At 46.5% G+C, this 22,642-nt stretch carries 16 protein-coding genes; 9 read left to right on the top strand and 7 right to left on the bottom strand.

The window, feature by feature from the left end; translation table 11 throughout:
- Positions 1–168: 168 nt before the first annotated feature.
- Complete coding sequence (psaA, locus tag NG798_RS14085; protein ID WP_261223915.1) at positions 169–2,478, bottom strand: photosystem I core protein PsaA; 2,310 nt, start codon at positions 2,476–2,478, stop codon at positions 169–171.
- A gap of 722 nt (positions 2,479–3,200) precedes the next feature.
- On the opposite strand from psaA, the gene NG798_RS14080 reads away from it, so the two are divergent.
- The 5 genes from NG798_RS14080 to NG798_RS14060 all read left to right on the top strand — a co-directional run bounded on the left by NG798_RS14080 (position 3,201) and on the right by NG798_RS14060 (position 9,228).
- A complete protein-coding gene (locus NG798_RS14080) occupies positions 3,201–4,421 on the top strand; it encodes a hypothetical protein (RefSeq protein ID WP_261223913.1) in 1,221 nt (406 codons plus the stop codon).
- 124 nt (positions 4,422–4,545) lie between these two features.
- The gene (locus NG798_RS14075) at positions 4,546–4,743 is read left to right on the top strand and encodes a hypothetical protein (protein WP_261223911.1); all 198 of its coding nucleotides are present in this window, start codon (positions 4,546–4,548) and stop codon (positions 4,741–4,743) included.
- Between the two features lie 195 nt (positions 4,744–4,938).
- Positions 4,939–5,649, top strand: a complete 711-nt coding sequence (locus tag NG798_RS14070; RefSeq protein WP_317619598.1) for a pseudouridine synthase — start codon at positions 4,939–4,941, stop codon at positions 5,647–5,649.
- A 181-nt stretch (positions 5,650–5,830) separates the two neighbouring features.
- Positions 5,831–7,999 (top strand): serine/threonine phosphatase, encoded by a 2,169-nt coding sequence (locus NG798_RS14065; protein WP_261223909.1) that lies wholly within the window; start codon positions 5,831–5,833, stop codon positions 7,997–7,999.
- Positions 8,000–8,052: 53 nt separating this feature from the next.
- A complete protein-coding gene (locus NG798_RS14060; RefSeq protein ID WP_261223954.1) occupies positions 8,053–9,228 on the top strand; it encodes a serine/threonine-protein kinase in 1,176 nt (391 codons plus the stop codon).
- 33 nt (positions 9,229–9,261) lie between these two features.
- On the opposite strand, the gene NG798_RS14055 is transcribed toward NG798_RS14060, so the two are convergent.
- Positions 9,262–9,483, bottom strand: coding sequence for a DUF4327 family protein (locus NG798_RS14055; protein ID WP_261223952.1), 222 nt, complete (start codon positions 9,481–9,483; stop codon positions 9,262–9,264).
- Between the two features lie 641 nt (positions 9,484–10,124).
- On the opposite strand from NG798_RS14055, the gene NG798_RS14050 reads away from it, so the two are divergent.
- On the top strand, positions 10,125–10,472 hold the full coding sequence (locus NG798_RS14050) for a hypothetical protein (protein WP_261223907.1): 348 nt from the start codon (positions 10,125–10,127) through the stop codon (positions 10,470–10,472).
- A gap of 153 nt (positions 10,473–10,625) precedes the next feature.
- On the opposite strand, the gene NG798_RS14045 is transcribed toward NG798_RS14050, so the two are convergent.
- Positions 10,626–13,070 (bottom strand): cation-translocating P-type ATPase, encoded by a 2,445-nt coding sequence (locus NG798_RS14045; RefSeq protein ID WP_261223905.1) that lies wholly within the window; start codon positions 13,068–13,070, stop codon positions 10,626–10,628.
- A gap of 27 nt (positions 13,071–13,097) precedes the next feature.
- On the opposite strand from NG798_RS14045, the gene NG798_RS14040 reads away from it, so the two are divergent.
- A complete protein-coding gene (locus NG798_RS14040) occupies positions 13,098–13,340 on the top strand; it encodes a hypothetical protein (protein WP_261223903.1) in 243 nt (80 codons plus the stop codon).
- A 156-nt stretch (positions 13,341–13,496) separates the two neighbouring features.
- Here NG798_RS14040 and NG798_RS14035 read toward each other — a convergent pair whose 3' ends face one another.
- Positions 13,497–14,501 (bottom strand): phosphoribulokinase, encoded by a 1,005-nt coding sequence (locus NG798_RS14035; RefSeq protein ID WP_261223900.1) that lies wholly within the window; start codon positions 14,499–14,501, stop codon positions 13,497–13,499.
- A 403-nt stretch (positions 14,502–14,904) separates the two neighbouring features.
- Between NG798_RS14035 and petH the strand changes: the two genes are divergently transcribed.
- On the top strand, positions 14,905–16,116 hold the full coding sequence (gene petH / locus NG798_RS14030; protein WP_261223898.1) for a ferredoxin--NADP reductase: 1,212 nt from the start codon (positions 14,905–14,907) through the stop codon (positions 16,114–16,116).
- Between the two features lie 103 nt (positions 16,117–16,219).
- Here the strand turns inward: petH and NG798_RS14025 are convergent, their stop codons facing one another.
- The 3 genes from NG798_RS14025 to NG798_RS14015 all read right to left on the bottom strand — a co-directional run bounded on the left by NG798_RS14025 (position 16,220) and on the right by NG798_RS14015 (position 19,089).
- Positions 16,220–17,137 (bottom strand): methylenetetrahydrofolate reductase, encoded by a 918-nt coding sequence (locus NG798_RS14025; protein WP_261223896.1) that lies wholly within the window; start codon positions 17,135–17,137, stop codon positions 16,220–16,222.
- Positions 17,138–17,353: 216 nt separating this feature from the next.
- Entirely contained in the window at positions 17,354–18,364 is a 1,011-nt protein-coding gene (gene trpS, locus NG798_RS14020) for a tryptophan--tRNA ligase (RefSeq protein ID WP_261223894.1), read from the bottom strand.
- Positions 18,365–18,519: 155 nt separating this feature from the next.
- Positions 18,520–19,089, bottom strand: coding sequence for a Uma2 family endonuclease (locus NG798_RS14015; protein WP_261223892.1), 570 nt, complete (start codon positions 19,087–19,089; stop codon positions 18,520–18,522).
- Positions 19,090–19,287: 198 nt separating this feature from the next.
- On the opposite strand from NG798_RS14015, the gene NG798_RS14010 reads away from it, so the two are divergent.
- Positions 19,288–22,641: a CHAT domain-containing protein gene (locus NG798_RS14010; RefSeq protein WP_261223890.1), complete on the top strand. Its 3,354-nt coding sequence runs from the start codon at positions 19,288–19,290 to the stop codon at positions 22,639–22,641.
- Position 22,642 lies beyond the last annotated feature (1 nt).

The raw sequence follows: 22,642 nt of genomic DNA, 5'->3' as shown, positions 1-22,642 counted from the left end.
ATCCCGTACCAGATCCGCCGTGTTGTTGGATCTGCTGCCAGGTCTTGGCTAAATTTTGGGAATTTTGTTGCCATAAGTCCTTACTTTCTGTTGCGGGGACTTGGAAATTTAGGGTTTTGAATTTGACACCAACTGGTATCAAACCCAAAACCCAGAAATCGTTACTCGCTAACCACTCACAGAGATGATGCGAGCCAGGAAGAATGCCCAAGTTGTAGCAATTCCTCCCAAGAGGTAGTGGGCTACCCCCACAGCGCGACCCTGAGTGATGCTCAGAGCGCGGGGCTGAATAGAAGGAGCAACTTTCAGCTTGTTGTGTGCCCAGACAATAGACTCGATCAACTCTTGCCAGTAGCCGCGACCGCTGAACAAGAACATCAAGCTAAAGGCCCAAACAAAGTGAGCGCCCAGGAACAACAAACCGTAAGCAGACAGAGCCGAACCGTAGGACTGGATCACCTGAGAAGCTTGTGCCCACAGGAAGTCACGCAACCAACCGTTAATCGTGATCGCACTTTGAGCAAAGTTACCGCCGGTGATGTGGCTGATGGAACCATCAGGCTCCACCGTACCCCACACATCCGACTGCATCTTCCAGCTAAAGTGGAAAATCACAATCGAGATAGAGTTGTACATCCAGAACAGACCCAAGAACACATGATCCCAACCAGACACCTGACAGGTGCCGCCGCGACCAGGGCCATCGCAAGGGAAGCGGAAGCCCAAATTCGCTTTATCAGGAATCAGGCGAGAGTTGCGAGCGAACAAAACGCCCTTCAACAGAATCAGAACCGTGACGTGGATGGTAAAGGCATGGATGTGGTGAATCATGAAATCGGCTGTACCCAGCGCGATTGGCATAATGGCCACCTTGCCACCCACTGCGACCACATCACCGCCGAAGACATAACTAGCCGGAGCCAGAGCATTCGGAGCAGTGTTGCCTGCAGCTAAAGTGTGGATATTTTGTACCCACTGTGCGAACACCGGCTGTAGCTGAATACCGGTATCCGAGAACATATCTTGCGGACGGCCAAAAGCCCGCATCGTATCGTTGTGGACGTATAGCCCGAAGCTGTGGAAGCCCAGGAACATACACACCCAGTTCAGGTGAGAGATAATTGCGTCGCGGTGACGGATCATCCGATCCAGCAAGTTATTGACGTTCTTCGCTGGATCATAATCACGCACCATGAAGATCGCGCCGTGAGCACCGGCACCCACAATTAAGAAGCCGCCAATCCACATATGGTGGGTAAACAACGACAACTGCGTGGGGTAGTCTGTGGCGATGTAAGGATAGGGAGGCATCGAGTACATGTGGTGAGCCACGATGATGCTCAATGAACCCATCATTGCCAAGTTAATCGCCAATTGGGCGTGCCAAGAAGTTGTCAGGATATCGTATAAACCCTTGTGGCCTTCTCCCGTGAACGGGCCTTTGTGGTTGTCCAAGATTTCCTTCATACTGTGGCCGATGCCCCAGTTTGTCCGATACATATGGCCGGCAACGATAAACAGCACTGCCAAAGCCAAGTGGTGGTGGGCTGTATCAGTTAGCCACAAACCGCCTGTAACCGGGTTCAAACCGCCCTTAAAGGTTAAGAAGTCAGTGTATTGACTCCAATTGAGGGTAAAGAAAGGCATTACACCCTTCATAATTCCCCAATCAACCTTGGGATACAGTTCAGACATCAAGCTGGGGTTCAAAATGAACTCATGGGGCAGCGGAATGTCTGAAATCGAGGCGATTACCTTACCTCCCAGCGTCAGCGGTTTGCCCGCATCAATTGCGTCCATGCAAGCATTGATCGGCAGAGAAACGTGAATTTGTTGCCCTGCGTAACCTAAGCAGCCTAGACCCAGCAAACCTGCCAAGTGGTGATTCATCATCGATTCCACATTCTGGAACCACTCCAATTTAGGAGCGCGTTTGTGATAGTGGAACCAGCCGGCGAACAGCATCAAAGCTGCCATCACCAAGCCACCAATCGCGGTTACATAAAGCTGGTAGGAGTTTGTTATGCCGTTGGCTCGCCACCATTGGAACAGACCCGAAGTGATCTGAATCCCATGGAAACCGCCGCCCACGTCAGCATTTAAAATTTCTTGTCCAACAATCGGCCAAACCACTTGAGCACTAGGTTTAATGCCCGTCGGGTTCGTCAGCCAAGCCTCATAATTCGAGAACTTAGCGCCGTGAAAATAAGCACCACTTATCCAAATGAAGATAACTGCTAAGTGGCCGAAGTGTGCGCTAAAAATTTTGCGCGATACATCTTCTAAGTCACTGGTATGACTGTCGAAATCGTGAGCGTTGGCGTGCAGGTTCCAGATCCACGTTGTGGTCTTTGGCCCGCGAGCCAAGGTGCGATCAAAATGACCGGGTTTGCCCCACTTTTCAAAAGAAGTAGGAACGGGGTCTTTATCAACAACAACCTTGACTTTTGCCTCTCGCTCCGGAGGGCTTATCGTCATGGAGACTCTCCTCTCTCGAGACAAGGAACGAGAAAATACATTCCAATAACCTGAAATTTCTTTCAACTCATTGGTTTATGGGGTTGCCCCCATCGGATAAATTAATTTATCCGTTAAGCTTTGATTCCCGATAAAAGTTTCTTGCTCGGCAATCCATCTTTTGTTAAGTAGGACACCGGCTCTTAGAGAAACTTCAGGCAGGCTTCTTAACTTTTATAGTTTAGTGCAAGCTATCGCTTTGCGCGAACATTTTCGCTTTTTGCTCTTGCTGCTCTTCCCTATCAAGTTTCGGCAGGCAACATCCATTATAAATCCAAATAATTATTTGGACAGGGACATTCAACCTTATCGGGTGGCTGCTGTTGAAGCATTATATGCCTACCTTCGACAAGAGTTTCTATTTACTTAACAATAATTCAAAAACCCAGACCCTTGATGCTATCTTCCTTAGACATCCAAACATTCGCCAAAAGTCAAGAGGTAAACCCTTTAACGTAACAAAACTCAACAAACCGTTACATAAAGTCGTTGAAAGGTAAGCATTACTACCCCTAGTCTCGTTAACTCAAACCACGCTCCTCACAACGTTTTCTAAAGCGCCAAGACCTGGGAATATGGTTATTAGTCTCATTACGAACCAAACCACTACCCCTCACATCATTGAATCTTTCCCTAGGATTCAATTAAAAAATTCAATCACTCGCATAAGGAGGATCGCCTGCGTGTTTATCATCAACTGGCGGGGCACTGCACTCGCAGCACTCTCAACATTAATCGCACTTATTTTAACTATCAGTTTAGTTAGCTGTGGCAATCGAAATGAACCACCAGACCGGCTCAACCAACAAAGCGACACATTAACTCAATCAGCACCAAAAATATCCGAAGTTTCCCCACCCCCACTCATCCAACAACTGCGAGACAACCTCAATATTTATCGCCCTCAAGTGGCCATTTTAAGTCCAAAACCCGAAGAAATCCTAGCAGATACAACCGTCAAAGTCCGCTTACAAGTCCAAGATTTACCAGTTTTCAAAAACTCCGACTTAGGACTTGGCCCCCACCTTCACCTGATCCTCGACAACCAACCCTACATACCCATCTATGACCTCAACCAACCCATTACCCTAGAAAACATCACCCCCGGAACCCACACCCTAAGACTATTTGCCACAACTCCCTGGTACGAAAGTTTTAAAAACGAAGGAGCCTACACCCAAACAACCTTTCACATCCTCAGCAAAACCTTTGAAAACACCCCCGAAGTCAGCCAGCCCCTGCTCACCTACAGCCAACCCCAAGGTAGCTACGGAGCAGAACCAATCATGCTAGACTTCTACCTCACCAACGCCCCCCTACACTTAGTCGCCAACCAAAACCTAAACGATGAAATCGCCGACTGGCGGATTCGCGTCACCGTTAACGGCGAAACCTTCATCTTAGATCGCTGGGACCCCATCTACTTAAAAGGCTTCACCCCAGGCAAAAACTGGGTACAAATCGAATTTCTTGACGAACAAGGCAACCCCATCAAGAACACCTTTAACAACACAGTCCGACTCATCACCTACGACCCCAAAGGCCAAGACACCCTATCAAAACTCCTCAAAGGCGAACTCTCAGCCAGCATGGCCCGCGCCCTAATCGATCCAACCTTCAACCCACCGCCTGAACCCACACCGGCGCCCGAACCCGAACCCCCAACCGTAGAAACCCCAACCCTAGAAACCCCAACCGTAGGAACCCCAACCGTAGAAACCCCAACCGTAGAAACCCCAGCCTTAGAAACTCCAGCCTTAGAAACTCCAACCGTAGAAACCCCAGCCCTAGAAGAAAAAGCAACAGAACCCTCACCCATCCCAGAAGCTGAAGAAACAGCCACAGAAACCGACCCACCCGAACCAACAACCCTCGAACCAGCCGAAACAGAAACCCAAACCTAACAGCCAACATCAAAGGGAACCCTCACTTGATCCCCCCGTCACCAGACTCGAATGGATCAAAAGCCCTCGCAGTGACCATTCATAAATGAGGAGTGAGGAAACATCAAACAGAGGGTAATCTGCGATGCTCGAAAAACTACTACAAGCCGCTATCCTAACGTTCTTGCTCAACTTACTGATGAGCTTGTCATCCCCTTCTGGCAACCACACAACCCGCGTCGCCAAACCAAACCAAACACCAACCCTAACCTTTAATCTTCAGCCAGCCTTAACAAACAAACAAACCCCTCAAATGACAAAGCAACAAGACATTTTTCGCTAAAAAATCATCAACACAGCCTCATCACTCAAAAGCGCAGAGTTGTTAACCCCTCCAAAACATCTGCGCTTTTTTTTTAAACAATCTCAACATCAGCCCCATAGCTGAACTCCCACAAACCTACCCAAACAACCTATTAAACCAGATATTCTGGAGAAACCTAAAACCCATCAACTCAAAAACTCAGGCATCCCCAAAGTGTCTTATCGTTATTTACTCTTTTACAAACCCTACGGCGTTTTAAGCCAATTTACAGAACCCGATCCCCAGAACCCCCGACCAACCCTTAAAGACTATGTGCCGGTGCCATCCGTCTACCCTGCCGGTCGTCTCGATTTTGATAGTGAAGGACTGCTTTTATTAACCAACGACGGCAAACTCCAACACCGACTACTCGATCCCAACTTCGCTCACCCCCGGACCTACTGGGTACAAGTAGAACGCATCCCCGATCAAACAGCCCTTCAACAACTAAGGCAAGGCGTAACCATCCAAAACCAGCAAACCAGACCGGCTCTTGCAGAAATACTGCCGGTCGAACCCCAATTACCCCCACGCAACCCCCCCATCCGCTTTCGCAAAAACGTCCCCACAGCTTGGCTGCAACTCACCCTCACCGAAGGCCGTAACCGGCAAGTAAGACGAATGACCGCCGCCGTAGGCTTCCCCACCCTCCGCCTGCTGCGAGTAGCCATTGGCCCCTTAGAACTAGGAAACCTGCAACCTGAACAGTGGCGAGACTTAACCCCCGCAGAAATTAAACTTCTTCAGCAGCTTGTATCCAAACCGGCACCCTCAAAGCCTGTCGGCGGCGATTTTCTCAAAAAAAAAACCCCAACCTCAACAAGCGCCAAAACACTTCCCCTAAAAGTCGGGGCTGAGTCTCTCGAACGATACAATAAAAACTAATCACTCCGGGGCCGAAATTCCAGCCGTCGAATTGCCGCATATTTTAGAAAAAAGGTGCACGCAGAGGAAAACAAAGGCCAACCGTGACCGGCTCGCACGCTCCAAGCAAGCCGCTGAAAACGGCATTTTTTAATGCCCCGGCTGAAACGCAGTTACAATAATCGCAAAAACACATCCCAAAATGCTTGTCTGCCCTCAGTGTCATTTCCACAACCCGATCACAAACAACTTTTGTCAAAAGTGCGGCACCTCTCTAACTCAAAAAACTTGCCCCACCTGTCAAACAAAAGTGCCGCTAGACGCTCTCGACTGTCAAAGCTGCGGTGAAATGGTTGGAACCGTTTGGCTGGCAGTAATTTCCGGTGCGCCGGTGGCCACCTTTACCCAGCAGTTAGCCCCCGATGTGGCCCCCCTTACCTCTACGCCGGTCTTTATCTCCTTAGATACGGCACCCACCTCCACTCAAGAATTACCCGCCGTCTCTGATGCCGATGAAGTTGAACCGTTTTCGGCCTCGACACTGGAACTCGACAACATAGAACCAACAGCAGAAACCGCACCGCCAGAGGTAGAAACCGAGACTTCCCAAGAGCCGAGCGATTTTGAAGACGAAGAAACCACCGAAATATTAAACTTACCCGTTGTCACCACCGGCCAACCTACAGTCTTTCAACCCCGTTTTGCCGAACCCGAAGAATTCCAACTTCCTCAAACCGAGCCGGTAGAATCATCAGAGACAGAGCCGGTTTCTTCCCCAACCTCACCCTCTATTTTTAAACAAGAATTTTTAGACCCCCAACGGCGTTACAAACTTCTCGAAGTCTTGCCCCCCCAAGATGCCGCCGAATCGGAAATTGAGGTACGGGTTTTAGATTGTAAGCCCTACCTGCTTTCTCCTTTAGCTGCTGTGGTCGCTTCCCGCGTTTCCTTAAACCCATCACAACAACTTGCAAATAGTGTGGAAGTTTGGGCAATTCCGAAACTCGCTCAATCTTATTTATCTGCTTTACCCCAATTACAAAGAAACCTGCCAGTAATTCACGATGCTTGGACAGAGGAAGAAATTACAGTTTTGGTTCTCCAAGATCGCTCCCATTTACCCTTGCTTTCACAGGAGTGGGGCAATGACAAAAATGGGCCAATTAACCTTTTAGGCTGGCTTTATAAAATGATGGATCTTTGGGAGGCGCTTTCCCCCCAACACCGGCAAAGTTTACTCGAAATACAAAATCTCCGAGTCGATGAAGGCGGCAATCTTTGTCTGCAACGTCTGTATCCCGAAAAACCCCATACTGTTTTAACCCTACAAGAATTAGGCGGGTTGTGGGAATGGTTCTTTCAGCAGTCCCAGCGTACACAATTGGGCTCTGTAACAGCATTGCTTGCCGACATGACCGAAGGCAAAGTGCAAGACATTGATACATTGCGAGAAGGGCTTGATGCTATCTCAGATGAACTCGAACATACAGCCCCTCTGGCAATTGACCCTGACGATGATCTCGACGACGATATGCCTACTATTATACTACCATTGCAAGTGGTATCTATAGAAAGTGCTGGAGCTACAGATATAGGAAAGCAGCGCGACCATAACGAGGATTTTTTTGGCATCGAAACACTTATAAATACGTTGCAAACTCCTCAAAAACGCAATATTCACGCTCGCTGTCTTTATATTTTGTGCGACGGTATGGGGGGACACGCCGGGGGTGAAGTCGCAAGCGCAATGGCAACGGAGACTCTCAGAGGCTATTTTCAAGGCCAGTGCGGCGATCAATTCCCCAGCGAAGCGGAAATCAGTCTCGGTGTCAAACAGGCAAACCAGGCTATCTATGAAATTAACCAGAAAGAAATGAGTTCTGGCAGCGGGCGGATGGGAACTACCCTTGTGTTAGCTTTGGTGCAAGATTCTCAGTTAGCGGTGGCTCACGTTGGAGATAGTCGGCTTTATAGCCTAACCCGTCGGCACGGCCTCAAACAATTGACGGTAGATCACGAAGTCGGACAGCGGGAAATTAAACGAGGTGTTGACGCCCAGACGGCTTACTCTCGTCCTGATGCTTACCAACTTACCCAAGCTTTAGGGCCACGCGGAGAAGATTTTGTCCATCCTGATGTCCAGTTTTTTGAATTGCAAGAAGATACTCTGTTGCTTCTTGCTTCTGATGGACTCACGGATAATGATTTATTAGAACAGCACTGGCAAACACACTTGCAACCTTATCTCAGCCCAGATACCAGTCTGGAAACTGGTGTCCGGCAGCTTATTGATCTCGCTAACCAATATAACGGCCACGATAATATCACGGCTATTTTAATTCGGGCGCGAGTTCAGCCAGGGAAAGCTTAAGGTTTGTTTGTCTGGTTTTGGAGACGATAACAAATTAGTACCTTTGGATTGAAATCGGGCGCGTGCGTACTCTAACTCTTTTAGACCGGCCAACACAAAAAGTTATCCAGCAGTGGCATTTTGATAACGAGCCAGTGATTCGTATTGGCCGGTCACCAGATAATCAAGTGGTGATTGATGATTTGCTGGTTTCTCGTTTTCATGCGGAATTACGCCTAACGGAGGATGACAAATGGTTGCTGGTTAATCATGGTACGAACGGTACTTTTATTAATGGCAACCGGGTTTCTCAAAGCGTTGTTTCAGATGGGATTTTGATTGAATTGGCCAAGGGCGGGCCGATTTTGCGCTTGGAAATTAGCAGCCCTGGTTGCACTCATAGCGGCAACCCCCCTGGTAATTTATTTTGCATTCATTGTGGAGCGCCGGTGAAAGTAGAGCGCACCATTCACCAATATTTGATTTTACGAACTTTGGGAAAAGGCGGGATGGGCACTACCTATTTAGCCTGTGAGCGCCCCACCACTAAAGGCAAGCCGCCGCAGTTGTTGGTGGTTAAAGAAATGAATGCCGATATGGCAAAAATTGCCAAAGCCCGCGAACTTTTTGAACGCGAGGCTCGGATTTTGCAAGGGCTTAACCACGCCGGAATCCCTAAGTTTTTTGACTTTTTCGTGGAAGAAAATAAAAAATACCTGGCTATGGAATTAATTCATGGTCAGGATTTAGAAAGAAAAATTTATGAACGCGGGCCGGTTTTGCCGGCAATTGCCATTGAATGGATGATTCAAACCTGTGAGGTATTAGACTACATCCATAGTCAAATTCCCCCCATTATTCACCGCGATATCAAACCGGCAAATTTAATGGTGCGCCACATCGATAATCGCGTTGTGGTTCTTGATTTTGGTGCAGTCAAAGAAATTGGCACTCCTTTAGGGACGCGCATCGGCGCTCCTGATTACAGCGCCCCAGAACAAAACAGAGGTCAACCCCTTACGCAGTCTGATTTATACGCAATTGGCCCGACACTAATTTTTTTACTAACCGGCCAAAGTCCTCACCAGTATTACGGACGGCGAGAACAAGAATATCGGTTTAATGTGGAGAAAGTCCCCACGATTACACCACAACTGCGAAGCGTTATTGACCGCGTAACAGAACCTAAACCTAGCAATCGCTACCAAACAGCCCGCGAACTTTCTAAAGCTTTAGCGGCGTGTTTGTAAAGGCTTAAGCTGTGCAAAGGCTCTGGGCAAGCTTTACTCTTCATCTTCCCAAGTTTCAACCGCCAGCAACATACTAACGGGATCTTGCATAGAGAAGTCAAATTCTTGCAATTCGTTTTTCCAATAGGGCCATTCATCCCCATAGAGTAGAGAAATTTTCCAAAGACTATCCGTTGGCTTCAGAATCTTTTTTTCAACGAGAGAGCGCACCTGACGCTGAAACTTCTCCATCGGGTGAACAACCTGCTGGCTCATAAAAGCTTTAACCATGATTAAATTTTGCAAATACTTTGCAGACGATGCTTCTCAGTTCCACTTTTTGACAATAGCGTAGATGATCCGGTGGTCTGGAAGCTACCTTCTATTCTTTTATCGCAAAAGCTGTACTTTTGGCAAGTGGTTTTTGGTTGGGATACCCGCACAATAACCGAAATACCATAACTTTTGCGCCTCACCCTCTCAGCCAAGAAAAAATTGAGTGCCGCCAAAATAAGCGGAAACCTCAAATCCCCGTTATAGAGGGGGTGGGTTCCAAAACCTGCTAATTAGACTAGAGCAGAAAAAGCAAATCTGCATCTAATTGACTGCCAGGTAACTTATCCCAAACTACAACAAGCATAGCGCTCTCGTAGGCAATGGGGGAGATAGCTAAGGTTGGAGGACAGAAGGTAGCTGGGAGGTAAACTGCCCTAGAGTTGCTGCTCCGTGCAGGCAGGTAAATTAAAGATAAGCTTTTTGCCGGCCTTCGCTATTAGATCAAGATATTAGCATATTATCAAAAATAACTTAGTTTTTGAAACGAGCTCCGGCATAAGTCAGGCATAAAACCCTTGGTAGGGCGGTCTGTGTTCGCTATGATCGGGTAGATTTTTATATTGTGTCTGGGGGATTTGCCTATGGCTCGCTACACTGGTTTGTTTGTGGTTGCGGTTCCGATTGATCGCTTGAGGCAATTAGTCATCGATATTCTTGAATCCTGCCATTGTGGGATTATATACGACACTGGCGACTACCTGATGGCGCGTGAAACCCCCGGCCAAGTGACTTTTTCCAAGCTGGTGACGGTGGAAGTGATCATTGACCGGCCAGTGGATGACAATGAAGCCATAAAGATGAATTTTCTCTTAAAAAACGAAGAATTGCCTTTGCACGCTGACAATCACTGCCGGCAAATGTTTAACCTGATCCAGTACGCTATCGAACATAACCGTCAATGGCATTTGGTCGAAAGTACCGTTAGTTAATCTTTGTAAATTTCTTCGCTCCCTCAAAAGCCCCCCATTTATTTGTAGCTTGTATGCCTTAACCATCAAGCAACAGAAACACAGGGGGCATTGTTGGGGATTTTAGATTTTAGATTTTAAAGTTCAGAAAACGGTTGTGGCTGAGATGCTAGTTCAATTTGAGCGCAAAAACAGAGAATTGCTAACCACACTGACGGAACTAAAGGCCATCAAAGCACCGGCAACCGATGGACTCAGGGAAAAACCAAACATCGGCAAAAGCACACCGGCAGCCACAGGAATCGCCAAAATGTTATAAATCAAGGCCCAGAATAAGTTTTGCCGAATTTTGATCAAAGTACGCCGGCTCAGTTGAATTGATTGCACTACATCCATTAAACAATCTCGCACCAGAACGATCCCAGCGGTGTCTACCGCAACGCCTGTGCCTGAATGTAAAGCGATCCCAACGTGGGCTGCTGCTAAGGCCGGTGCATCATTAATGCCATCTCCAACCATTACCACCCGCCGGCCTTGGGTTTGTAAGTTTTCAATTACGGCGGCTTTACCATCAGGACGAATACCTGCTTTGACTTCTGCCGGTGTTAGCCCTAACTGTAAAGCCAGTTGCAAAGCTACTTCTAAACGGTCGCCGCTGAGCAACATCACGGCTAGTCCCATTTGCTTTAAGGAGTCTACTGTGGTTTTGGCATCGCTTCTGAGTTGATCGCTACAGGCAATCAGGCCGGTGCATTCAGAACCAACGGCTAAATAAACGACGGTTTTGCCTTGTTTGGCTAAATTTTCGGCATTTTTTTCGGTTTGGCTGGAAATTGAAACGCCGTGTTTAGTTAACCAAGCGGCTGTTCCTAAAATGACTGGTTTTTGCTCGACAAATGCGGCTACGCCAAAACCGGCCTGTTCGGAAAAATCGACAGCGTTTAATAAAGGTATTTGCAAATTGCGGGCGGTGTCTAAAATTGCTTGAGCTAAGGGGTGGTTGGCCCCACTTTCGACTGTGGCTGCGAGTTGAAGGAGTTTTAAGTTTTCGGGTGTGGGGAGAAATGAGAGATTGGCGGTAGGAAGGTTTTTTAAGTTTTCGATAAATTCTGGGCTGGGAATTAAATCATCTAAATGGGGGTGAACCGGCCAGATATCGGTGACGGTAAATTGACCGGTGGTGAGAGTGCCGGTTTTGTCAAAAATTACGGTATCGACTTGATGGATTTTTTCTAAAACATCGCCACCGCGTATCAAAAGACCGCGTTCTGCACCGGTGCCGGTGCCAACAAGTATAGCGGTTGGGGTGGCTAGTCCTAAAGCACAGGGACAAGCGATGACTAATACGGCGATGGCTAGTTTTAAACTTAATAAAAGTGGGGAATTGTCAAGGGTGGGGTGTGTGTGGGAAGCGTTAATTTGAGTGGCATGATGGAGAACTTGGGGCCAAATTTTTGTACCGGCCAACTCCCAAAATAGAAAGGTGAGGGAAGCGGTGGCCATGACGGCGTAAGTAAAATAGCCGGCGACGGTATCGGCAAGTTTTTGGACGGGGGCTTTTCGGGTTTGGGCTTCTTCGACTAGCTGAATGATTTGGGCAAGGACTGTATCGGTGCCGGTGTGTGTGGCAACAATGGTAAGGGGAGATCCTTGGTTGAGGGTGCCGGCGGTTACGGTACTTCCTGGTTGTTTGAGGATGGGGAGTGATTCGCCGGTGAGCATTGATTCATTGACGGTGGAGGTGCCGGCTACGACTTGGCCATCAACGGGAATTTTTTCGCCGCTGAGGACTTGTACCCATTCCCCAACGCGAATACGATCAATGGGAATTTCTAGGGTTTCTTGAGTGCTTGTTTGGCTGGGATTGGTAATTAGTCTGGCGGTGGGTGGTTGTAAATTTAAGAGTGATTCAATGGCAGAATTGGCGCGTCTTCGGGCTGTGGCTTCTAGGGTTCGTCCGAGGAGGATAAAACCTAAAAGCATCACCGGCTCGTCAAAAAAGCATTCCCATCCTAATGAGGGAAATAAAAGGGCAATGCAGCTTGCCAGATAGGAGCCGGTGGCCCCTAAACCGACTAGTGTATTCATGTTGGGTGCTTTGCGCCAAATAGCTTTGGCTCCATCCAGCCAGATAGAACGTCCTGGGCCTAAAAGGGTGAGGGTGGCTAGTCCCCAGTGAAACCAGATGTTGTGGAAAAAAGGAATGTTCAGACCAATTGATTGTAAATGGCTGATTCCAGAAAGAAGGATTAGGAAACCGGCGGTTATGAGTTGATAAATTTGTTTTTGTATTTCTTTGCGGGTGCGGTTTTTGGTTTCGGTTTGGCTGGTGTGGGAGTTGGAGAGGCGGGGGTAGCTTTGAAAACCGTTTTGGGTTAGGGTTGCGGCTAAGTTTGTGGGGTCAATGGTGCCGGTGTGGACTTCAACACGGGCAATTTGCATGGCTAGGTTGACGTTGGCCGAAAGGACGCCTGTTTGTTGTGTGAGTTGGCGTTCTACGGCTTTGACGCAGCCGGCGCAGCGCATTCCGCTGACGTCGAGGGTGATAATTTCTGTTTGGTTAAGGTTTGGTTGTTTTGCCGGTTCGGTTTTGAAGGGTGTTTTTATAGAAATTGCCATAATGCTCTAAACGCGCTTGAAGTGAAGATGAAGCGTTGCTATTTAGAGGGTAGGCGATTTATTTGCTGGATTGGTTGGATTGTGGGAGTTTCTTTAGATTTTCTGCCTTTGGGAAGAATTTATGCCAGATCCGATTTAGTGGGGGTTTTTTTGTTGTTTTGCGGTTTGATACCAGATCCAATGGCGATGGGGTCTTTTTCTGGATGGGGGTTTTTTCAACCGCAGCCTTTAGGCAGGCAGGATGCCTGCCCCACTAAAGCGGAACGTTAAATTGGATTTGGTATGAGTGCAAAATTTTCAGAAAAAAGCAAATAAAAACGCGAGAAGCGGCCTTGCTCTCGCGGGGGATGTAGGGGCGGATTCACCGGCCTTTTTGCTGGTTGCACGGTTCTAGGAGAACCCGCTCCTACGATGCTGCGCCAGAGATTAAACTTTGGCAGCGATTTTAGCTTCTTTGGCGGTCAAACGCTCGTAGGTTGCTCGCATTTTCAGGCCGGTGAGCACTTGGAATAGGCCGGTGCCGTTGTTGGAACCCGGATATTCTTTGTGTTGCAGCAACAGGTGGGTCATTTCACCGTAGTATTTGGTGTTGGTGTTGCTGAGGTGGCCTTCAATATAAATGACTTCTTCGAGGTTATCGAATTGACCATCGACTTCGAGCACGGAGACTTCGTGGCCGTAGTAGGCATCGGGGCCGTAGTACATTTTGATACCGGGCCAAGAGCAGGTGAGTTTGCGTCCGCAGGGAGTCCAGTTGATGGTGGAGCCTTCATCAAAGAGGTAGACGGGCTCGAAGCCTTCGACACCAAATTTTTGCAGGAGACGAACGCGGAGGATTTTGCCTTCTTTGTCGTCAGAAATCAGTTGAGTGGGTAACACTTGGATGACGACATCGGCGTGTTCTCTTTGCGGTTCGATGTAGGCGCTGAAGTCGGGCCGGCGGGCGTTGATGGCGGCGAGTACGTCTTCGTAGCGGTGGCCGCGCTCTGCCATGTCGCGCTGGATTTTCCAGGCGATTTTTACGTCGTCGCTGATGTCGAGGTAAACGCTGAAGTCGAGCAAAGAGCGTACCCGTTCGTCATAGAGGGGATGCAGTCCTTCTACGACTACGATGTGGTTGGGTTCTACCACTTCGGGGGGGTCGATTTCGCCGGTTTCGTGATTGTAGATGGGTTTGTTGATGCTTTGACCGTTTTTGAGCGCTTTGATTTGCTCGTACATGAGGTCAAAGTTGTTGGCTCTGGGGTCAAGTGCGGTGATGCCTGTTTCTTTGCGCTGTTTGCGGTCTAGGCTGTGGTAGTCGTCAAGGCAAATGACGGTGACGAGTTCTTCACCAAATAGGTCTGTAATGCGGCGCAAAAATGTGGATTTCCCGCAACCGGAGTCTCCGGCTACGCCAATTAAAACCACGCGATCCGGCTTACTGGTCATAGATTCCCTCTGTCGATAAAGATTATTTCCTAACTTTGTCCCTAGCTCTGCAAGTACGAGTGTCTCTGCTGAGACTCCCGTTCCGCCGGTTGTGCAGCTTTGTTTGCTACAAGCTACGAAAAACTCAACCTTTTGGGATTTGCAGATGCCTATTGCAAGCAACCGCGCTTGAGCGCTATGGCTTTGCTGAAAAGGCTCTACTCTCCGCTAGTTAAGTATTTAATACTAAGTGGTGAGGTTGATTTTACCAGACGGGGGTTACGCCTACAAGGTGTTGGGTTTGTTAGTTATTTGAACTGCTGTAGCTATGGTAAGGTTAATTGCGTCTTAAAAATAATTAAAATTGACTCAATCGTTACATTAACAGAGTGAGTTACCCGTTAAGGTGAGGGAAGAGTAAGCGATGTTTAATCCAAATGCTGTGGGAGCCGCAGCCAATTCTGTGTCTGGTAGCCGCTTCTATGTCTACGAAGTGGTAGGTCTGAGCCAGAATGCGGTGTCGGATAATATGGTTCCCCCTATCCGCCGCAGTGGCAGTGTGTTTATCACTGTGCCTTATGACCGCATGAATCAGGAAATGCGCCGTCTTACTCGGCTGGGTGGCCAGATTGTCAGTATTCGGCCCCTAGGTGCTGTTAGCGAGGGAAATGGTCAATCACAACCGGCATCAAAACCGGCTGTTGAGGCTAATTTGCCAGAGGAAAAAACCAAGCCTATGACTCAAGCGAAGCATAAAGCTGATATTCCTGTTAATCTCTACAAGCCGAACAATCCCTACCTGGGTAAGTGTTTGTCTAATGAGGAGTTGGTTCGTGAGGGTGGGGAAGGTACTGTCCGCCATCTGAAGTTTGACCTCTCTGCTGGAAATTTACGATATTTGGAAGGTCAAAGTATTGGCATTATCCCGGCTGGTACTGATAAAAATGGCAAACCTCACAAGTTAAGGCTGTATTCTATTGCCTCGACTCGTCATGGGGATGATGTGGATGATAAGACGGTTTCTTTGTGTGTCCGTCAGTTGGTGTACAAGCATCCTGAAAGTGGCGAGCCGGTTTATGGGGTTTGTTCTACTTATTTGACAAGCCTTAATGTCGGCGATGAGGTGAAGATTACTGGGCCGGTTGGTAAGGAAATGTTGTTGCCGGAAGACCCGGAAGCTAACATTATTATGATGGCTACTGGCACGGGGATTGCTCCTTTCCGCGCTTTCTTGTGGCGGATGTTTAAGGAACAACACGAGAATTACAAGTTTAAAGGTTTGGCTTGGTTGTTCTTTGGTGTGGCTTATACTCCAAATGTTCTTTATAAGGATGAGTTGGAGGAGTTGCAGTCTAAGTACCCTGATAATTTCCGCTTGACTTATGCGATTAGCCGCGAACAAAAGAATGCTCAAGGCGGTAAGATGTATCTGCAAAATCGCATTCAAGAAAATGCTGATGAGTTGTGGCAGTTAATTCAAAAGCCGAATACTCATGTCTATATCTGCGGTTTGAAGGGTATGGAAGGCGGTATCGATGAAGGTTTATCGAATGCTGCTGGTAAGTTTGATGTGAATTGGTTGGATTACCAAAAACAAATGCGGAAGGCTGAACGTTGGCACGTTGAAACTTACTAAGTAAGTTTTTTGTTGATGTTTAGTTTTTGAGTTTTTAGAGCGGGGTTTTTTATGCCTCGCTCTTTGTTTGTTGGGGTATGTATGAAAGAGCGCTGAAGCGCAACTACATACTGTCTACCGGCGCTATTCCTGCCATGTCTAATATTTCTGGGATTAAGTCTTCGCGTTTAATTACCATCAAATGTACGCCTTGACAAAGTTGTTTTGCCATTTGTATTTGTTCGGCGGCTATTTTCATGCCTTCTCGGAGGGGATCTTGGGCTTGAGCTAGGCGATCTATGATGTCTTGGGGTATGCTGATACCGGGGACGTTTTTGTTTAAAAATTGGGCGTTTTTTGCGGATTTAATTAAGAAGATGCCGGCTAAAATTGGTTTGTCTGAACCGGCTGCTATGTAATTCATAAATTTTTCGAGCCGGTCAAAGTCACAAACTAATTGACTTTGGAAAAATTGGGCACCGGCTGTTATTTTTTTCTCAAACCGGCCTTTTAATCCTGACCAACTTGGACTTTGTGGATCGATGGCGGCACCGGCAAATAAATCTAGGTTTCCATCAGGCAGGATTTTATCGTTGCTATCAAAGCCTTGATTGAGTTTATCTATTAATTTTAATAAACGCACTGATTCTAATTCAAAAACAGGTCTAGCATCGGGATGATCTCCTGCTTTTACGGGGTCGCCGGTGAGGGCTAATATGTTGCGAATTCCTAAAGCATGGGCGCCCATTAAGTCGGCTTGTAATGCAATTTTATTGCGGTCACGGCAGGCAAATTGACAGATGGGTTCGATGCCGTGTTGATGTAAAATCGCGCAGGCGGCGAGGGAAGACATCCGCATGACTGCCCGGCTTCCGTCGGTGATATTGACGGCATGGACGCGATTTTTGAGGGGTTTGGCGACGGTTATTGTATGGGAAAAGTCGCCGCCTTTTGGGGGGGTAATTTCGGCGGTAATCAGGAATTCTTTGTTGCGGATGGCTTGACGAAATCGATTTGTGGGTGCCGGTGGTGTTTGTATCATGGAAATTTTAGGTTTTTTTACGGTATAGGGATTTTACCGAGTTTTGGTTCAACGAAACTTACAGACGTTGAAATCATAAACGGGGTTTCTTTGTAGATTTCTGTTAGATATTTCCAAAAAAGCCGATCAAAGGCAGGCAAGATGCCTCAATCAAAGGCAGGCAAGATGCCTCAATCAAAGGCAGGCAAGATGCCTGCCCCACTTTGGTTTTTTGGGTTACACCGGCAAGGAATATCCCATTGCTTTTTTGACTTTGGTTAGGGTTGCGTTGGCGACTTCGGCGGCTTTTTCTCTGCCTTCTTTTAAGATGTTTTCCAGATAGCCTTTTTCGTCCATTACTTCTTTATATTTCTGCCGAATTGGTTGGAGGGCTTGGATGGTGGTTTCTGTTAGTAATGGTTTGAATTGTCCCCATCCCATGTCTGCACATTCGGCGCTTACTTCCTCTTTTGTTTTGCCAGACAATATCATGTATAATGTTAGTAGGTTTCTCGCTTCGGGCCGGTCTGGGTCATCGAAGGTTAAGCCGCGTATGGGGTCGGTTTTGCAGCGTTTAATTTTTTTGGCGATTTCGTCGGGCGTGTCGAGTAAGTTGATGCGGCTTTGTTCGGAAGGATCGGATTTTGACATTTTTTTGGTGCCGTCTGTTAAACTCATTACTCGTGCGCCGTCTTTGCGTATTAAGGCGTCGGGTGATTTTAAAACGGGTTCTTTTGGGGTGGCGAATAAATGGTTAAATCTGTCTACAATATCGCGGGTTAATTCGATGTGTTGTTTTTGATCTTCTCCAACCGGCACTTTATCGGGTTCATATAATAGTATATCAGCGGCCATTAAGACGGGATAATCTAGGAGGCCGGTGTTTACGTTTTGCCCTTGTTTGATGGCTTTTTCTTTGAATTGGATCATGTCTTCCAGCCAGTTGATGGGGGTGATGCAGTTGAATAGCCAGGTTAGTTCTGCGTGGGCTGGAATGTGGGATTGTATGAATATGGTGGAGTGTTGTAAATCGATGCCACAGGCGAGGTATAGGGCGGCGATGGTGTAGGTGTCGCTGGCGAGGGTGGCGGGGTTGTGGGGGGCGGTGATGGCGTGTAAGTCTACGACGCAGAAGTAGTTGTCGTACTGGTTTTGTCCGTCTACCCAGTTGCGGATGGCGCCGAGGTAGTTGCCTAAATGTAAGTTGCCGGTGGGTTGTACGCCGGAGAGTACACGCTGTTTTGCCATTGTTGTTTGTTTCTGGTTTTTTCGTTTTTTTAGTATATCAATAATGGGACATTGGGAATTTCGCGGGGGGTTTTAATTGCAAGGAAAAATGTTGCCGGTTTTAACCTGCTGATATTCACCCCGGCTTTTATCTGATATCTGGGTATTTTGAATATTTAAAATTCGGGAATTTCTAGGGTAAAGTTGGGGAGGGTTTCTTCTCCTGATAAAGTTGTGGGTAATTGGCGAATTTCGGTTTGAGTGTTGGGGCGATAAATTTCTACTTGTTGCTGTTGAGGATTGATTAGCCAGCCTAGTTTTAAGCCGCTGTTTAGGTATTCTTGCATTTTTTCTTGGAGGGGTTTAAGGCTGTCGGTTTTTGAGCGTAATTCTATGACAAAATCGGGGCATATTGGGGGGAAGCTTTCTTGTTGTTGGGGGGTTAAGGTTTGCCATCTTTCTAGGGATATCCAAGCGCAATCGGGGGAACGATCACCGCCTTTTGGTAAGCGAAATATGGTGGAGGAACTGAAAACAATTCCTAGTTTTGTTTGGTCATTCCATAACCATAATTTTGCTATAAAACCGGCTTCTCTTCCGCCGCTAATTCCGCCTACGGGTGACATGATGATGATTTCTCCTTTTGCTGTGCGTTCGAGTTTCCAGTTTTCGTTGTTTCGGCAGATTTTGTAAAATTGTTCGTCGGTTAATTCGACGTTTTCTAGGTTGAGGATAACTGGGTTCATGGTGGTTTTGGTTGGGGTATTTTTAAATAAAAGCTAGAATCGGCATTTACACGATAACAACCACCGACACAAATCGGCAAACCCCCACCGGCATCTATACGATAACAACCACCGGCACAAACCGGCATCTACACGAAAAACCCACCCCAAAAACTCAACTTATGCAATAATTAATATCATCCTGGTGCCGGTGTCACTATGAACAACAGTGAAGAATATCTTATATTGATTGCAGACTTGCTGGAATGCCAAAGCGGAGAAGGAGAAAAACAGCTTTTGCAGTCAAAACCAGAATTGCTAGATACCGATTTTTTGCAAGCAATGAAAGCAGTAGCTCAACTGATGGAAAACCGGGGAAATACAAATGAGGCAATTAGGTTAAGAAATTTAGCAGGGCAATTAAATAATTATACTCCCGTATCGGTGGAGGATAAGTTTAACTTTTTGATGCAGGTATGGCAGACAACTTTAGATAGTAGTGGAGATAGTAGTGACAATCGGCGGCAAATTGTCTATCCTATACTGAAGGCAAATTTGGATAAATTAGATTGGGTTTTACTGAAGATTTGGCGCTCGTGGAGTCAGGAAACACTAGGCAAGGAGGAGCAAAATAAAGCGGTATTAACTGCTGTATATATTTTGAATTTTAGTACCTTAATTGACCAATTCCCGCTAGGCAACCGAGCTATTAATTTAGAGATAGCAATTGCCGGGTATGAAAATGCTTTAACGGTTTTTAGCCGCGAAGCCTATCCTGTACTGTGGGCAATGACGCACTGTAATTTGGCGGGTGCTTACATTGACAGAATAGAAGGCAAGCGCAGTGAGAATCTCGAAGAGGCTAGAAAATGCTGTCAAGCTGCTTTGGAACTCTACACCCGTGATGCCTATCCTGAAAATTGGGCAAATACGCAAATTATTTTGGGAGCTGCTTACAGTTACAGAATAGAAGGCAAGCGAAGTGAGAATCTCGAAGAGGCTAGAAAATGCTGTCAAGCTGCTTTGGAAGTCTACACCCGTGATGCCTATCCTATACTGTGGGCAATGACGCAAAATAATTTGGCGGGTGCTTACATTGACAGAATAGAAGGCAAGCGCAGTGAGAATCTCGAAGAGGCTAGAAAATGCTGTCAAGCTGCTTTGGAACTCTACACCCGTGATGCCTATCCTGAAAATTGGGCAAATACGCAAATTATTTTGGGAGCTGCTTACAGTTACACAATAGAAGACAAGCGAAGTGAGAATCTCGAAGAGGCTAGAAAATGCTATCAAGCTGCTTTGGAAGTCTACACCCGTGATGCCTATCCTGAAAAGTGGGCAATGACGCAACATAATTTGGGAGCTGCTTACAGAAACAGAATAGAAGGCAAGCGCAGTGAGAATCTCGAAGAGGCTAGAAAATGCTATCAAGCTGCTTTGGAAGTCTGCACCCGTCATGCTTATCCTCAAAACTGGGCAATGACACAACAGAATTTGGGAAATGCTTATAGAGATAGAATAGAAGGCAAGCGCAGTGAGAATCTTCAAGAGGCTAGAAAATGCTATCAAGCTGCTTTGGAAGTACGCACCCCTCATGCCTATCCTGAAGATTGGGCAATTACTCAAGAAAATTTAGCATATACTTATGGATATTTAGGAAAAATTGACTTACTAATTCGTGGCTTACACTCAGCCCTAGAAATCTTCACCCCCATCGGCTATCCTCTTGATTGCCTCAGAGTAGGGCGAAATTTAGGAAACACCGGCTTTGAAAATCAACGCTGGGAAGATGCCATAAAAGGTTACGGCGATGCCATAGAAGCCGTTGAAATTCTCCGTAATTGGGAAAAAACAGAACAAGATAAACAGAAATTTTTAGAAGATTCCCTCTATATCTATAACAACATGATTCAAGCCTGCATCAATGCAGGTAAAATAGAACTAGCCATCGAAACTATTGAACGCAACAAAGCTCGCAGTTTAGTTGAATTACTTGTTAACCGCGACGTTTACCCCAGAGGCGACTTTTCACCAGAAATCCTCAAAAAACTCGACAACTTACGCGGGCAAATTGTCAGTGAGCAACAGCGACTCAGCCAAACTTTCCGCACAGAATTATCAAACCCCACCACAGACGAAAATAACCCCACCGGCAGCCGGCAACTCAGCGCTACCACGCCACAACAAACCGAAAATCCCCAACAAATTTTAGTTGCCCTCCAACAAGAATTACAAGACTTTATCCAGCAAGAAATCACCCCAAAAGATCCTGAATTTATCCTCACCCAAAAAGTCGCCCATATCAAGTTTGCAGACATCACCGCTTTACTGGATGATTCCACAGTGATTTTAGAATGGCATCTCAGCAATGAAAGTTTTCACGTTTTCATCATTACCAAAAACCACGCACCCCGTCACTGGCACTCATCCACTGAAGAATTACAAGCCTTAAATGCCTTTAAAGATGAGTATCTCGACGCTTACAAAAAAGATAAAAAACAATGGCTTAACAATTTAGATCAACGCCTGGAAACCCTCGCCAAAACTATCTGCATAGACGAGATTTTAGCCGAGATTCCAGAAGAAAACCCGCAAAAACCCAAATACACCCAAGTTATTTTAGTGTGCGACAGTTTCATAAATATGTTTCCGTTGCACGCCTTAAAACTTGCCAACAAAAACACCGCAGAAAATAAAATAACTTACTTGATAGATCGTTTCCCGCAGGGAGTACGCTATGCACCAAGCTGTCAAATTTTGGCTGTCAGAATCAAAAACCAAAAACAGCAAAATCAAACTCAAAATTTTGCCCTACAAAACTTATTTGGCATTGCTAACCCCACAGAAGATTTAGACTATACGGAGGTAGAAGTAAGCGCCATTCAAAGCAAATTTACGCCCAGAGAAGTGCTATTGCGGAAAGATGCCACAAAAAAAGCGATAACAAGGGATCGTTTAAAAGATAAAGAGTGGCTGCATTTTTCTTGTCACGGCAGTTTTAGCTTTGAAAACTGGCAAACTGCGATTATTTTAGCCGGTGCCGTTTTGCGAGCCGGTGGGGGTGGCTTAAAATCAAGTGAACACCGGTTTATGGAGTGGCGAGATGGCACAACAGTTGACTTAGAAAAATGTATCCGTCTCTGGGAATTGTTTAACTATGACTTGCGAAAATGCAATTTAGTGATGCTTTCTGCCTGTGAAACCGGCTTAGGTGATTTTAGCTCTAAAACCCAAGGATACATTAGTTTAGCCACAGGTTTTTTATATGCCGGTTCTGGTAGTGTTGTCAATACTTTATGGGCGGTTTATGATTTTTCTTCAGCGATTTTAGCTATCAGGTTTTACGATGATTTGGAGAAAAACCAAGGTAATAAGCCGGTTAATTTGGTAATGAATGAGGCGCAGAAATGGCTAAGGGATGTGGAGACAAAAGATTTTTTGGAATGGTTAGAGAGGGTAGATATAAATCCTGAAATCAAAAATCCTATGATAGACAAACTCTATCGGAACTCTGACACTTACAAGCCTTTTAGTAAATCCCAATATTGGGCTCCTTTTTGTGCCGTTGGCTAAA

This window comes from Ancylothrix sp. D3o (genome assembly GCF_025370775.1).
Classification (GTDB): domain Bacteria; phylum Cyanobacteriota; class Cyanobacteriia; order Cyanobacteriales; family Oscillatoriaceae; genus Ancylothrix.
Note: the sequence above shows the minus strand (reverse complement) of the source record. Positions and strands in the feature narration are given on the sequence as shown.

Excerpts from the sequence above, each read along its gene's own strand:
- NG798_RS14035 (WP_261223900.1), bottom strand. The coding sequence starts at position 14,501 with ATGACCAGTAAGCCGGATCGCGTGGTTTTAATTGGCGTAGCCGGAGAC.
- NG798_RS14015 (WP_261223892.1), bottom strand. The coding sequence starts at position 19,089 with ATGAACCCAGTTATCCTCAACCTAGAAAACGTCGAATTAACCGACGAA.
- NG798_RS14045 (WP_261223905.1), bottom strand. The coding sequence starts at position 13,070 with ATGGCAATTTCTATAAAAACACCCTTCAAAACCGAACCGGCAAAACAA.
- NG798_RS14055 (WP_261223952.1), bottom strand. The coding sequence starts at position 9,483 with ATGAGCCAGCAGGTTGTTCACCCGATGGAGAAGTTTCAGCGTCAGGTG.
- NG798_RS14040 (WP_261223903.1), top strand. The coding sequence starts at position 13,098 with ATGAAGCGTTGCTATTTAGAGGGTAGGCGATTTATTTGCTGGATTGGT.
- petH (WP_261223898.1), top strand. The coding sequence starts at position 14,905 with ATGTTTAATCCAAATGCTGTGGGAGCCGCAGCCAATTCTGTGTCTGGT.
- NG798_RS14075 (WP_261223911.1), top strand. The coding sequence starts at position 4,546 with ATGCTCGAAAAACTACTACAAGCCGCTATCCTAACGTTCTTGCTCAAC.
- NG798_RS14050 (WP_261223907.1), top strand. The coding sequence starts at position 10,125 with ATGGCTCGCTACACTGGTTTGTTTGTGGTTGCGGTTCCGATTGATCGC.
- NG798_RS14065 (WP_261223909.1), top strand. The coding sequence starts at position 5,831 with ATGCTTGTCTGCCCTCAGTGTCATTTCCACAACCCGATCACAAACAAC.
- trpS (WP_261223894.1), bottom strand. The coding sequence starts at position 18,364 with ATGGCAAAACAGCGTGTACTCTCCGGCGTACAACCCACCGGCAACTTA.
- psaA (WP_261223915.1), bottom strand. The coding sequence starts at position 2,478 with ATGACGATAAGCCCTCCGGAGCGAGAGGCAAAAGTCAAGGTTGTTGTT.
- NG798_RS14010 (WP_261223890.1), top strand. The coding sequence starts at position 19,288 with ATGAACAACAGTGAAGAATATCTTATATTGATTGCAGACTTGCTGGAA.
- NG798_RS14025 (WP_261223896.1), bottom strand. The coding sequence starts at position 17,137 with ATGATACAAACACCACCGGCACCCACAAATCGATTTCGTCAAGCCATC.